This is a genomic window from Zunongwangia atlantica 22II14-10F7 (assembly GCF_002094855.1).
Taxonomy (GTDB): Bacteria; Bacteroidota; Bacteroidia; order Flavobacteriales; family Flavobacteriaceae; genus Zunongwangia; species Zunongwangia atlantica.
This window is the reverse complement of record NZ_ARYN01000002.1, coordinates 150,417-164,780: the sequence shown is the minus strand read 5'-3', so window position 1 is coordinate 164,780 and position 14,364 is coordinate 150,417. Positions and strand designations below refer to the sequence as shown.

The window sequence follows — 14,364 nt, the reverse complement described above, 5'->3', positions numbered from 1 at the left end:
AAACATCGAATTTCAGCATTTATAAAGGCTTATCATTTCTTTTGCACTTTTCTGCGGAAAAAACTTTATATTAAAATCCTAGCAAAATTAGACAATGAAAGAGATAGATATTAATTGCGATCTTGGTGAAGGTGGCAATTACGATCACTTATTAATGCCGTTAATTTCCAGTTGTAATATTGCCTGTGGCGGCCATGCCGGCGATCTTAAAACGATGGAAAAAACGATAGATCTTGCCATAGCAAATAATACAAATATTGGTGCGCATCCTTCGTATCCTGATAAGGAAAACTTTGGTAGAAGCTCGATAGATATTTCTGCTGGAGAACTAAAAGAAAGTATACAGAAACAGATTATATCATTACAGAATATTGCTGAAAAAAAAGGAACAAAACTGCATCATGTAAAACCTCATGGAGCACTTTATAATGATGCTGCAAAAGATGAAAAAATTGCGCGAATTATCATTGAAAGTCTCCTTGAAATTGAAAGAAATTTTAGCCTTTTTGTCCCCTTAAATTCGGTAATTTCTGAAGTTGCAAAAGGCAAAATGAATATCATTTTTGAAGGCTTTGCAGATCGAAATTATGAAGCTGATTATTCCTTGGTAAGTAGATCGAAATCTAATGCCGTGATCGAAGAAAAAGAAGCCGTTTTTAAGCATGTTTTTAGTATGTTTCATGAGCAAAAAATCATAGCCGAAAATGGCCAGAATTTGCCTTGTGAAGCAACTACTTTTTGCCTGCATAGCGACACTAAAAATTCAGTTGAAATTCTACGATTTTTACATCAAAAATTTTCCGAAGTAAATATAAAGATCAAAAACACATGAGTAAGGAATTACCACATATTTCTCAGTTAGGAGATAATGCAATTTTGATTCAGTTTGAGAAAATTATAAGTGAGAAAGTACTAGATGAAGTATTGTTTTACAAAAACCTGATTCAGCAACTTTATATTAAACAAAAAGTTGAAGTAATCAATACATATAACTCGATATTAATTAATTACTTCGTTACTATAGAAGATGTTTATAGTGATTTAAAAGCTGTCAAAGAAGTCTTTCAGCAGAACAATAATACAAAAAATATTAATAGTCGTGTTTTTGAAATCCCGGTGTGTTATGACCTTGATTTTGGGATTGATCTTGAACTTATTTCCAAAGAGAAAAACTTGGAAATTTCAGAAATAATTTCATTGCATACAAAGCCAGAATACCGAGTTTATTTTATGGGTTTTTTACCCGGATTTTTGTACCTGGGAGGTCTGGATAAAAAGCTTCAGATTTCAAGAAAATCTCAACCCCGAATGAAGATCGAAAAAGGGGCTGTTGGAATTGGTGAAAATCAAACCGGAATTTACCCAAAAGTGAGTCCTGGTGGCTGGCAAATTATTGGTAATTGTCCGGTGAATTTTTTTGACAAAAACTGTGAAATTCCAACACAAATTTCAGCAGGAGATTACATCAAATTTAAGAGTGTAGATAGGGCTGAATATGATCGTATAAAAGAGCAGGTAAATCAAGGTAATTTTCAACTTAAAAAGCAAGATAGAAATGGGTAAAATGCAAGTTTTACAACCGGGACTTTTTAGTAGTATTCAGGATTATGGAAGGTTTGGAAATATGAAATATGGAGTTCCATTAAGTGGTGTGATGGATCGATATGCAGCAAGAATGGCGAATCTTATTTTAAGAAATAATGCTAATGATGCGGTTCTTGAAATTACGATGATGGGGCCAAAATTGAAGTTTAGTAAATCGACTAAAATTGCCATTACGGGAGCGCATCTTTCAGCAAAGCTTAATGATGAAGAAATCGAAAATAATACGATTATTGAAATTAGCGCAGGCGATATTTTAAGTTTTGGGAGACGAATTTTTGGTTGCCGTGCTTACCTTTCAATTTCAGGAGGTTTTTCTGCTGAAGAAGTTTTTGGTAGTAAAAGTTGGTATGAAAACATTACAAAAGATGCAAAATTGGAAAAAGGAATGGAAATTTCTTATAAGGAAGATGCAGCCAATAAAGTTGAAACCAATGCTGGTTTAAAATTTAAAGAAAACTACCTAAAAACATCGAATATCGAGGCGTATAAAGGACCAGAATTTGATTTTTTATCTGATAAACAAAGGGATAGATTAGAATCTTTAAAATTTAGTATCGATCAAAATAATAGTAGAATGGCCATACAGCTGCAGGAACAATTAGAAAATGATCTTGATCCTATAATTACCGGGCCGGTAGTACCGGGCACGGTTCAGCTAACACCTTCAGGTAAATTGATCGTTTTAATGAAAGATTGCCAGACTACGGGAGGATATCCAAGGGTTTTACAATTAAACGAAAACGGAATAAATACAATCGCACAAAAGTTAACTAATGAAAAAGTGAGATTTTCTTTAACGAAACCGTTATAAATAAAAAAGTGCCGACTAGACGTTTAACGAAGTAATAAAGACCCTACTCAGAATTACTTCACATTCTATCGACACTTTTTTGCCCCAAAACACCTTAGCTAACTAAAATGATAAGTCAAAAGTAATTTAAAAGATTCTTATAGCAAAGGGGAAAAACACCCCTTTTTGATAAATATTTCTTGAAACACCTAAAAAATAGTTGTAATTTTATCTTAAAATTAATTCATCGTTAAATAATTCATTATCAATGCATCGACCAAAAAACTGCATTTCTGTAGAAGAGGCTAAAGATCTGGAATACAGATGGCAAGAGACTCGAGGAGAACTTCTGGAAAAGGGGTTGGGTTATGTAGATACCCATCAAACTATTTTTACGATTAAGGAATTAAGAAATTATTTGGATTATGTAGAGCGGGAGTCAGTCTTACAGGAGATTGAAGCGCCCAAAATCGCTATTTTTTTAGGAGCTTACAAGAAAACTGAAGAAAGACCTTCTTTGACTACCGTATTTTTGGCTCCAACAAAATCTGTAGCTTCTGGCCTGAATTTATCAGACGAAATAAATTACGATATTGACCCTCTTAATAATGGAGTTGAACCATGGCCTCCCGGAAAATATGCTAATGAATGAATTTAATAGAATGGTTTTTTACAAGTGTAGGCTTATATTTCTTTTACGAGCTGGCAGCAGCGATATTTTCAACTATTTTTTATTTCAAATACGCTAGGAGCAACTTTTTATATAAATGCTTAATGTGTTTTTTTTGGTGGACCTGGTTTGCAGATACCGGGGCTAAGTATGCGGCTTTACTTTATTTAAATGAATATCAATTTCTAGATGTTAGAAATACTGTTTTTGAAAGGAGTGGCTGGGTTTATAATATTGTTTGTATAGTATCTATCTTATTTTATACCTGGTTTTACCATCGTTTAATCTCTAATAAAATTTTTAAGAAAACGATTAAAATACTTGGAATAACCGGCGCTCTTTTATGTGTGATTTTATACTTTACAACTGAAGGATTTTGGGTTTATACCAATGGAAATGCATCTTTTGTTCGTGGTATTATCGTAATAATATATTGCGTTTTATGTTTTCTGGATTTAATGAATTCAGAACAATTTATTTCATTTTATAAGTTTTTTGGCTTCTATTTTACCATTGGTATTTTTATATTTTATCTTTTAACTACGCCGTTGTTTATCTATTCTAAGTATTTTACCTGGGATAGTTATGAGTTTTCAATGCTAATGGTGTTTGTGATAAAAGTTTGTAATGTTGTACTCTATAGCCTATGTGTAATAGGCTATTTAATGGCTATGAAGCATAGTAAACTAAATCTTAAATTCTCTTTTTATGCTACTTAAGGAAGAAGTTTTATTGATAGCTTATGTAATCTTTGTTTGCTTTTGCCTGGGTACTTTTATCATCGCATTTTTTGTAACCTACCAGCGTAGAAAAAATAAATTATTAAGAGAAAAGATAGAAGCTGAACAGTATTATGAAAAGGAAATTTCGAACACAAAAATTGAAATTCAGGAGCAAACTTTAAAGAATATTGGTTGGGAATTGCATGATAACATTGGGCAATTATTGTCTGTAGCAAAAATGCAATTGAATATGGCCAGTGCCGCACATAAAATAGAACAGGAAACTCTTGTAGATATTAAAAATGTGGTGGCTAATTCGTTGCAGGAAGTTAGAGCACTTTCAAAATCTTTAAACAGTGACGTTATAGGAAGTGCCGGTTTAGAGAAGTCGGTTCAAACAGAGCTGGATCGATTTTCTAGACTTAACGTTATTAAAACAAATTTTACCACAAATGGTAAAATATTTGTTGTAGATCAAAAAGATAGCCTTGTAATTTTTAGAATATTACAGGAATTTTTTTCTAATGTTATTAAACATTCTGGGGCAGATCATTTAAAGGTTTGTTTTGAATATCTTGAAAATGAGCTTTTTATAATTTGTGAGGATGATGGTGTAGGCTTTGATATCGAGAAGGTAGATCGCAGTAATGGACTATTTAATATGCAAAATAGGTCTCATTTAATTAATAGTCAATTTAAGCTAGAATCTTTTCCCGGTCGGGGAACTTCTATATCTTTGCACTATCCAAAACAACCTAGTCAATCAAATGAGTAAATCGATAATTATAGTCGATGACCATGTACTCTTTGGCCAATCTTTAAAAGGATTAGTCGATTCTTTCGATGGTTATCGGATTAAGGCAGTTTATAAAAACGGAAAAGAACTTCAGGATAATTTAAGGAAAATGGATTTACGTCCAGATCTTATCTTGTTAGATGTTCGTATGCCGGTGATGGATGGTCTTCAGACAATGCAATGGCTTAAGCAGGAGTTTCCCAAGCAAAAAGCTATGGCCTTAACAATGGAAGACGATGAAGAAATTCTTTTAAAAATGCTAAGTTTTGGATGTAGGGGTTATTTACTTAAAGATATCGATCCAGATAAATTTAAGAAAGCCTTAGATAGCGTTACAGATACCGGTTATTACATAGATAAAGAAGTGATGGAGGAACTGGAGAGAAAAGAACGTGCTAAAGAGCAATTTACAGATAGAGAAATAGAATTTCTAAAATACGTTTGTACAGAAATGACGTACAAAGAAATTGCAGCAGAAATGAATTTAAGCCCAAAAACAATTGATGGGTATAGAGAAAGTCTTTTTGTAAAACTAGATATAAAAAGTAGGGTAGGGCTTGCCGTTTATGCCATTAAAAACAATTATTGTACAATCTAATATTCCCTGTTTTTAGCTTCATTTTTTGAAAATCTAAATTTTTAGATAGTATCTTCGTTTTCAGAATTAAACATGGTTTATAGAAGATGGAGACACCTACAATAGAGCTTAGAAACTTAAAAGTTCAGGATTATAAAGAACTTAAAGTTTCCATGATAAAAAGTTATAGCGGTATGCCAGATGATTACTGGAGCGCTGCTGAAATTAAAACTTTAGTCAAAAAATTTCCAGACGGACAGTTTTGTATCGTAATCGATAATAAAATCGCTGGTTGTGCCCTTTCAATTATAGTAGATTACGATAAGTTTGATGATAATCATACTTACGAAGATATTATTGGCGGAGAAAACTTCTCTAATCATACCAAAAACGGTGATGTTCTCTACGGAATTGATGTTTTTATACATCCCGAGTACCGTGGGAGACGTTTGGGGCGTCGTTTATACGAAGCCCGAAAAGAATTATGTGAGCAGCTTAATTTGAAGTCTATAATTTTTGGTGGCAGGATTCCTAATTTTGCTAAATACGCCAAAGAACTTACTCCTAAAAAATATATAGATAAAGTAAAACTTCAGGAAATTCATGATCCTGTTTTATCTTTTCAGCTTTCTAACGATTTTCACGTAAAGAAGGTAATTAAAGGATACCTTTCTGGTGATCATGAGAGCAAAGAATATGCTGTTTTAATGGAATGGAATAATATTTATTATACCAAACCTCAAAAACTAATAGAAAGTACTAAAACCGTTGTTCGGTTGGGTTTGGTGCAATGGCAAATGCGCTTATTTAAGAATTTTGACGCGCTGGTTTCTCAAATCGAATTCTTTGTAGACGCTGTTAGTGATTATCAAAGCGATTTTATTCTTTTTCCTGAATTGTTTAATGCACCGCTGATGGCTGAATTTAATCATTTAAATGAGGCTGAAGCTATACGAGGACTCTCAACTTATACCGATAAATTACTGGAAACATTTATCGATTTTGCTATTACCTATAACATTAATATCATAACCGGAAGTATGCCACAGGTTATTGGTGAGCATATGTATAATGTTGGTTTTTTATGTCGTCGAGACGGAAGTTACGAGCGATACGAAAAACTGCATATTACTCCGGCTGAAGAATCTGCCTGGGGAATGAAAGGCGGCACCAAATTGCAAACTTTTGATACAGATTGTGGGAAAATAGGTGTTTTGATTTGTTATGATGTAGAATTTCCAGAGCTTCCAAGGTTATTGGCAGAAGAAGGAATGAACATTTTGTTTGTTCCATTTATGACCGATACTCAAAATGGATATTCTAGAGTTAGAATTTGTGCGCAATCACGAGCAGTAGAAAATGAATGTTATGTGGCAATAGCAGGTTCTGTAGGAAACCTGCCAAAAGTTAACAATATGGATATACAGTATTCGCAGAGTGCGGTGTTAACTCCGTCTGACTTTGCTTTTCCTGTTAACGGAGTTAAAGCAGAAGCCACTCCTAATACGGAAAGTACACTACTTGCAGATGTAGATCTAGATTTGCTTAAAGAATTACATAATTTTGGCAGTGTACGTAATTTAAAGGATCGCAGAAAGGATTTATACTCAATAAAACTTAAAAAGTAAACATTTTTGCAAGCAGCTTAAAAAATTATCCTTAAGTTTACTTGATAATCGAGGTTAAACACAATAGTAGTCGTAATGCCGCGAAAAAAATTAAGTATATAAATGCCTTAAGAGCTAACTCTGAGGTTAATTGCTTTATGAATTTTAAGAAAAAACACATTATTTCTTCAATTATTGAGGTCATTTTCATTTTGAAAACCTGACCCATAAGAAGATGCGTGTATATTATATAAAATGAAAGCCATCTCTCGAGATGGCTTTTTTTATGCTTTTTTCTGAAGTTTATGAGAAATTATAGGAAATAAAAATATGTCGTATTTCAATTAAAATCAATTGTATTTTAAAGATTATATAGATGTTATTGTTAAATAAGTAAAAAATTAAATGTTTTTGTTAGTTTCAGCAGTCGTAAAAAAGAAGCTTTTAAAATACTGAAAATCAATATTTTGCACTGTTAAATATGTCGTTGAAGACAATTAAGCAATCTTAGCTAAAAAACGGAGGCATTTTGAAGGCGGTAATTTTATCTAACGAGAAGAGAAAAATTAGTAATGAACAATAAGTATAGTAGTATTTTAACTCAGAGTGATTCGCAACCGGGATCACAGGCCATGCTTCACGCTATAGGCTTAACTAAAGAAGATTTTAATAAACCATTTGTAGGGATTGCCAGTACAGGATACGAAGGTAATCCTTGTAATATGCACTTAAATGATCTTGCAAAACTGGTAAAGGAAGGTACGCTTTCTGCAGATCTTGTAGGATTAATATTTAATACTATTGGGGTAAGTGACGGAATTTCTATGGGAACTCCGGGAATGCGTTTCTCCCTTCCTTCACGTGATATTATCGCAGATTCTATGGAAACTGTAGTCAATGCCATGTCTTATGATGGCTTGGTTACTGTAGTAGGTTGTGATAAAAATATGCCGGGAGCCTTAATGGCCATGTTAAGATTGAATAGACCTTCAGTTTTAGTTTACGGAGGTACGATTGCTTCTGGATGTCATAATGGAAAGAAACTGGACGTAGTTTCAGCATTTGAAGCTTGGGGAGCTAAAGTGAGCGGTGATATCGATCAGGAAGAATATGATAATGTGATCGAGAAAGCTTGTCCTGGTGCAGGAGCCTGTGGTGGTATGTATACTGCGAATACAATGGCTTCAGCAATAGAAACATTAGGAATGTCTTTACCTTATAATAGTTCTAATCCTGCAGTAGGAGAAGAAAAAAAATCTGAAAGTGTAAGGGCAGGAGAAGCAATGAAACTTCTTATTGAAAAAGATCTTAAACCAAGAGATATTGTAACTAAAAAATCGCTGGAAAATGCCATTCGACTATTAACACTTCTTGGTGGTTCTACTAATGCGGTATTACACTTTTTAGCGATTGCTCGTTCAGCAGAGATTGAGTTAGGTATTGAAGAATTTGGAAAGATTGTAGATAGCACTCCGTTTTTAGCAAATCTTAAGCCAAGTGGTAAGTACGCTATGGAAGATATTCATAGAATTGGAGGAATCCCTGCCGTACAAAAGTTCATGTTGAAACATGGTTTACTTCATGGCGATTGTATGACGGTTACTGGTAAAACTTTAGCTGAAAATCTTGCTGATGTTCCAGATTTAGAAGAAGGTCAGGATGTTATCTATCCAATCGATCAGCCAATTAAGAAGACTGGTCATATTAGAATTCTTCACGGAAATTTAGCTGAAGAAGGTTCAGTAGCAAAAATTACTGGTAAAGAAGGATTAAGTTTTACAGGAACTGCTAAGGTTTTTGAAAGTGAATACGAAGCTAACGATGGTATTTCAGAAGGAAAAGTAAAGAAAGGCGATGTTGTGGTGATTCGCTACGAAGGTCCAAAAGGAGGCCCTGGAATGCCAGAAATGCTTAAACCAACTTCTGCAATTATGGGAGCTAAACTAGGTAAAGATGTTGCTTTAATCACAGATGGTAGATTTTCTGGAGGAACTCATGGTTTCGTAGTTGGGCATATTACTCCTGAAGCTCAGGAAGGTGGTATGATTGCTCTTTTAAAAGACGGAGATAAAATTACTATTAGTGCAGAAGATGATTCTATACATGTAGATCTTACAGATGCAGAAATTGAAGAAAGAAGAAAAAACTGGAAAGCACCTGCCTTAAAATTTAGTAAAGGTGTTTTATATAAATATGCGAGAACAGTTTCATCGGCATCAAAAGGATGCGTGACCGATGAGTTTTAATTTGGTGAATTATGGAAGTAAAAACAGCTAGTTTCGAAAAGACATCGGCAGATACTTCAATGACGGTTTCTGGAGCAGAAGCAGTAATTAAGTGTTTGTTAGAAGAAGGCGTAGATACGATTTATGGCTACCCGGGTGGAGCCATTATGCCGGTGTATGATGAATTGTATAAGTACCAGGATAAAATTCACCACGTCCTTACGAGGCATGAGCAGGGAGCTACTCATGCTGCACAAGGATATGCTCGCGTAAGCGGTAAAGTAGGAGTGGCTGTGGCAACCTCTGGCCCTGGAGCAACAAATCTTGTAACAGGAATTGCAGATGCTCAAATAGATTCTACTCCTCTAGTTTGTATTACCGGGCAGGTAGGTTCTCATTTATTGGGGAGTGATGCATTTCAGGAAACTGATATTGTAGGTATTTCGACACCAATTACTAAATGGAATTACCAGGTAACTAGAGCTGAAGAAATTCCTGAAGTGATCGCAAAAGCATTTTATATCGCAAAATCTGGGCGTCCAGGTCCTGTTTTAGTAGATATTACTAAAGATGCGCAATTTGCTTCTTTAGAGTTTAATTATAAAAAATGTAGCGGGATTCGTAGTTATAAGCCTAATCCCGAAGTGAACCTAAGCGAGGTAGAAAGGGCTGCAGAAGTTATTAATTCTGCCAAAAAGCCAATGATCGTATTTGGCCAGGGTGTAATTCTTGGTGGAGCTGAAGAATTATTCAAGGAATTTGTTGAAAAAACAGGAATTCCTTCAGCATGGACAATTTTAGGACTTTCTGCTTTACCTACAAAACATCCATTAAATGTTGGTATGGTAGGGATGCATGGTAATTATGCACCAAACATCTTAACCAACGAGTGTGATGTTTTAATTGCAATAGGAATGCGATTTGATGACCGAGTAACCGGTAATTTAAATCACTACGCAAAACAGGCAAAAGTGGTTCATTTAGAAATCGATCCTGCTGAAATTAATAAAAACGTTCATGCAGATTTTCCTGTTTTAGGGAATGTAAAAGAAACGCTTAAAGTCCTTTTAGACTTAGTTAAACCAAATTCTCATGAAGAATGGCATAACGAGTTTAAAGAATTGTATAAAACTGAATATGATAAAGTAATCAGCAAAAACCTTGATGTTAATAAGCAGGATTTAGGTATGGCTGAGGTTATTCAGGAAATCAATATAAAAACCAAAGGAGATGCGGTAATTGTATCTGATGTTGGGCAGCACCAAATGGCTGCGTGTCGTTATTCAGATTTTACACAAACCAGAAGTAACGTAACCAGTGGTGGTTTAGGAACTATGGGATTTGCTTTACCTGCTGCTATAGGAGCGAAAATGGGAACTCCAAATAGAGAAGTCGTTGCTATTATTGGTGATGGTGGTTATCAAATGACCATTCAGGAATTAGGAACAATTTTCCAAACCAGAGTTCCGGTTAAAATTGTGATTTTAAACAATGGATTTTTAGGAATGGTAAGACAATGGCAACAATTATTTTTTGATAAGCGTTATGCCTCTACCGAAATGACGAATCCAGATTTTGTAACTATAGCCAAAGGATATCATATCGAGGCAAACCGTGTTACAGATCGATCACAGCTTAAAGATGCAGTAAAAGCGATGATAGAACACGATGGCCCTTATTTCCTTGAAGTGAAAGTAGAGCAGGAGGAAAATGTTTTCCCAATGGTACCAACAGGAGCATCAGTTTCAGATATAATTTTAGAGTAATGGAAAAGAAAAATTTCACAGTTTCGATATATACTGAAAATAACTTAGGACTTTTAAGCCGAATCGCGGCGATCTTCCTAAGAAGACACATTAATATTGAAAGTATTACGGCATCGCCAAGTGAGGTGCCAGAAGTAATGCGTTTTATTATTGTGGTTGAAGTTACTGAAGAACAGATCAAGAAAATTGTAGGACAAATTGAAAAGCAAATCGAAGTGATTAAGGCTTTTTATCACACTGCAGAAGAAATGATCTATCAGGAAACGGCATTATACAAAATCAAATCTTCAGAATTTTTGGACGATCTTAATGTACAGGCATTTATTAAAGCTACAAATGCTCGTATCGTTACAGTTACGCCAAAATTCTTTGTGATCGAAAAAACCGGTAAGCGTCACGAGGTAGATGAACTTTACGAGACACTAAAACCTTATGGTTTAATGCAGTTTGTACGTTCAGGAACTATCGCGGTTACTAAAAATGAAATGCAAATAACAGGAATCTTAGAAAAATTTAATACAACAAATTCAATATCATGACAAACTATTTTAACAGCCTTTCTTTACGAGAAAAATTAGCCCAGCTGGGGACTTGCAGGTTCATGGAACTAGATGAGTTTAGTGATGGAGTGGCTGCATTAAAAGATAAAAAAATAGTTATTGTAGGATGCGGATCTCAAGGTCTTAATCAGGGATTAAACATGAGAGACAGCGGTCTTGATATTTCTTACGCGCTGCGAGAAGGAGCGATCAAAGAAAAAAGACAGTCTTACAAAAATGCAACTGAAAATAATTTCACAGTTGGAACTTACGAAGAGTTAATTCCATCGGCAGATCTTGTGATCAACCTTACTCCAGATAAGCAACATACAGGAGTGATCAATGCAATCATGCCTCATATTAAAAAAGATGGAGTGCTTTCGTATTCTCATGGTTTTAATATTGTTGAAGAAGGGATGCAAATTAGAGAGGATATCACAGTAATTATGGTAGCTCCTAAGTGTCCTGGTAGTGAGGTTAGAGAAGAATATAAAAGAGGTTTTGGTGTACCAACTTTAATTGCAGTACATCCAGAAAATGATCATTTAGGTATTGGTCTGGAATGGGCGAAAGCTTATGCTTACGGTACTGGTGGTCATAGAGCAGGAGTGCTTCAGTCTTCATTTGTTGCTGAAGTAAAATCTGATCTTATGGGAGAGCAAACTATTCTTTGTGGATTGCTTCAAACAGGATCGATCTTAAGTTTCGATAAAATGATTGCAGATGGTGTAGAGCCTTCTTATGCTGCAAAATTAATTCAGTATGGATGGGAAACTATTACAGAAGCATTGAAGCATGGTGGTATCACCAACATGATGGATCGCCTTTCTAATCCTGCAAAGATCAAAGCTTTTGAGATTTCAGAAGAATTAAAAGAAATTATGCGTCCGCTTTTCCAAAAACATATGGATGACATTATTTCTGGAGAATTTAGTTCCAGAATGATGAAGGATTGGGCAAATGATGATAAAGAATTATTAGAGTGGAGAGCCGCTACAGGAGAAACTGCTTTCGAAAAAACCGATGCTTCTGATGAAGAGATTTCAGAACAGGAATATTTCGATAAAGGAGTACTTATGGTAGCGATGGTAAAATCTGGAGTAGAACTTGCTTTTGAAACAATGGTTGAAGCTGGTATTATTGCAGAATCTGCTTACTACGAATCTTTGCACGAAACTCCGCTTATCGCAAACACCATTGCCAGAAAGAAATTGTTCGAGATGAACAGAATTATTTCGGATACGGCTGAATATGGTTGTTACCTTTTTGATCATTCTTGTAAGCCGCTTATTAAAGATTATGTAAATGCTTTAGATAAGGACTTTATTGGTCATTCTTTTGGAACTGAAGAAACCGGAGTAGATAATTTAGAATTAATTGCTGTAAATGATGCCCTAAGACAGCATCCTGTAGAAAAAGTAGGAGCTAAGCTTAGAAAAGCAATGACAGCAATGAAAAGAATACATGAATAATTGATGGATACTGCATTGGCACAAACATATAAACCAAGTATAGAAGCTGTTAAACAGGCATCTGAAAGAATTTCTAAAGTTGTTGTACATACACCTTTGGCTGAATCATTTACATATAGTAATCGATTTGGAGCAAATATTATGCTTAAAAGGGAAGATTTACAGCAGGTACGCTCTTACAAAATTCGTGGAGCTTACAATAAGATTTCCAGCTTGCCTAAAGATCAGTTAGAGAAAGGTGTGATTTGTGCCAGTGCGGGTAACCATGCACAGGGAGTAGCTTTTGCCTGTAATAAATTAAAAGTTAAAGGCGTAATTTATATGCCAAGTACAACGCCCAGCCAAAAGGTAGCACAAACAAAAATGTTTGGAGGCGATTGGGTAGAGGTTGCTTTAGAAGGTGATACTTTCGACGATTCTTTTAAAAATGCAATGATAAGAGCAGGAGAAGATGACCTTGTTTTTATTCATCCTTTTGATGATGAAAAGGTAATTGAAGGTCAGGCAACTATTGGATTAGAGATTTTACAGCAAGCCAACGAACCTATAGATTATGTTTTTGCTCCACTTGGAGGTGGAGGTTTGTTAGCCGGAGTTTCTTCGGTTTTTAAAGAATTATCTCCAAAAACAAAGATTATAGGTATAGAGCCAGAAGGTGCTCCATCAATGTCTGCTTCCTTAAAAGAAGGAAGGTTGGTAGAGCTAGATAAAATAGAGCGTTTTGTTGACGGTGCTGCTGTACAAAAAGTTGGAAGCCGAAATTTTGAAATTTGTAAGCAAAATTTAGACAAAATGGTGACCATTCCTGAAGGTAAAATATGCCAAACCATTTTGGATCTTTATAATCAGGATGCTATAGTGGTTGAACCTGCTGGGGCAATGTCGATTTCAGTATTAGATTTTTTTGCTGAAGAAATTAAAGGTAAAAATGTGGTATGTATCGTTAGCGGAAGCAATAACGATATTACGCGTACAGCTGAAATTAAAGAAAGAGCTCTACTTTATGCAGGCTTAAAACATTATTTTGTAGTAACCTTCCCGCAACGAGCTGGTGCTTTACGCGAATTTTTAGATAAAGTTTTAGGACCTACAGACGATATAACCCATTTTGAGTATTCGAAAAAGCATGAAAGGGAAAATGGCCCTGCAGTAGTAGGTATCGAGCTAAAAGATAAAGCCGACTTTCAGCCGTTAATAAAAAGAATGAAAGAGCGTAATTTTTATGGAAGATATCTTAACGATACTCCAGATCTATTTCAATTCATTATTTGATTAAAAAAACCTTTGTAAATCCGTTAATAAAACCTACATTTACATTGTGAATACACAAACTCAAATAATATTAACTAATAATCGATACCCCGTGCGCTGCATGAGGTAATGCTTATATAATCTTCTTATTAATATTATTTGAAACTTTTATTTTGAAAAAATCACTGAACATACAACAAATATTAGAAAGCCTTATTCAAGGTTTACAGGATTGGATTGCCCTTTTTAACAGGCCATCAACTCCTTCAGTTGTTTATGTTCCCGTACGCCGTCGCCGCACTCCCCGCCGCACGTAAGTGCGTGTATATTTTTATGGAACTTAG

13 protein-coding genes are annotated in these 14,364 nt (G+C 34.9%); all 13 read left to right on the top strand.

Features of this window, described 5'->3' with window-relative positions:
- The first annotated feature begins 94 nt into the window (after nt 1–94).
- Nucleotides 95–832 (top strand): 5-oxoprolinase subunit PxpA, encoded by a 738-nt coding sequence (pxpA, locus tag IIF7_RS03020; RefSeq protein WP_084840199.1) that lies wholly within the window; start codon nt 95–97, stop codon nt 830–832.
- Nucleotides 829–1,563 carry a 5-oxoprolinase subunit PxpB gene (gene pxpB, locus IIF7_RS03015; RefSeq protein WP_084840198.1) on the top strand — a complete coding sequence of 245 codons (735 nt, stop codon included), beginning with the start codon at nt 829–831 and terminating at the stop codon, nt 1,561–1,563. The genes pxpA and pxpB overlap by 4 nt, the downstream gene beginning before the upstream one ends.
- A complete protein-coding gene (locus IIF7_RS03010) occupies nt 1,556–2,416 on the top strand; it encodes a 5-oxoprolinase subunit C family protein (RefSeq protein ID WP_084840197.1) in 861 nt (286 codons plus the stop codon). Before pxpB ends, IIF7_RS03010 begins: the two co-directional genes overlap by 8 nt.
- Before the next feature lie 247 nt (nt 2,417–2,663).
- Nucleotides 2,664–3,047 carry a hypothetical protein gene (locus tag IIF7_RS03005; RefSeq protein WP_084840196.1) on the top strand — a complete coding sequence of 128 codons (384 nt, stop codon included), beginning with the start codon at nt 2,664–2,666 and terminating at the stop codon, nt 3,045–3,047.
- 122 nt (nt 3,048–3,169) lie between these two features.
- Nucleotides 3,170–3,784, top strand: coding sequence for a hypothetical protein (locus IIF7_RS03000; protein WP_139801255.1), 615 nt, complete (start codon nt 3,170–3,172; stop codon nt 3,782–3,784).
- Nucleotides 3,774–4,562 (top strand): sensor histidine kinase, encoded by a 789-nt coding sequence (locus IIF7_RS02995; protein WP_084840194.1) that lies wholly within the window; start codon nt 3,774–3,776, stop codon nt 4,560–4,562. Before IIF7_RS03000 ends, IIF7_RS02995 begins: the two co-directional genes overlap by 11 nt.
- Nucleotides 4,555–5,181 (top strand): response regulator transcription factor, encoded by a 627-nt coding sequence (locus tag IIF7_RS02990; RefSeq protein ID WP_084840193.1) that lies wholly within the window; start codon nt 4,555–4,557, stop codon nt 5,179–5,181. Before IIF7_RS02995 ends, IIF7_RS02990 begins: the two co-directional genes overlap by 8 nt.
- 86 nt (nt 5,182–5,267) lie before the next feature.
- Nucleotides 5,268–6,788: a carbon-nitrogen hydrolase family protein gene (locus tag IIF7_RS02985; RefSeq protein ID WP_084840192.1), complete on the top strand. Its 1,521-nt coding sequence runs from the start codon at nt 5,268–5,270 to the stop codon at nt 6,786–6,788.
- 551 nt (nt 6,789–7,339) lie between these two features.
- Nucleotides 7,340–9,013, top strand: coding sequence for a dihydroxy-acid dehydratase (gene ilvD / locus IIF7_RS02980; RefSeq protein ID WP_084840191.1), 1,674 nt, complete (start codon nt 7,340–7,342; stop codon nt 9,011–9,013).
- Between the two features lie 11 nt (nt 9,014–9,024).
- Nucleotides 9,025–10,758, top strand: coding sequence for a biosynthetic-type acetolactate synthase large subunit (gene ilvB / locus IIF7_RS02975; protein ID WP_084840190.1), 1,734 nt, complete (start codon nt 9,025–9,027; stop codon nt 10,756–10,758).
- Nucleotides 10,758–11,297 (top strand): acetolactate synthase small subunit, encoded by a 540-nt coding sequence (ilvN, locus tag IIF7_RS02970; protein WP_084840189.1) that lies wholly within the window; start codon nt 10,758–10,760, stop codon nt 11,295–11,297. The genes ilvB and ilvN overlap by 1 nt, the downstream gene beginning before the upstream one ends.
- Nucleotides 11,294–12,769, top strand: coding sequence for a ketol-acid reductoisomerase (gene ilvC, locus IIF7_RS02965; RefSeq protein ID WP_084840188.1), 1,476 nt, complete (start codon nt 11,294–11,296; stop codon nt 12,767–12,769). The genes ilvN and ilvC overlap by 4 nt, the downstream gene beginning before the upstream one ends.
- Nucleotides 12,770–12,772: 3 nt before the next feature.
- Nucleotides 12,773–14,041, top strand: coding sequence for a threonine ammonia-lyase IlvA (gene ilvA, locus IIF7_RS02960; RefSeq protein WP_084840187.1), 1,269 nt, complete (start codon nt 12,773–12,775; stop codon nt 14,039–14,041).
- Nucleotides 14,042–14,364: the final 323 nt, after the last annotated feature.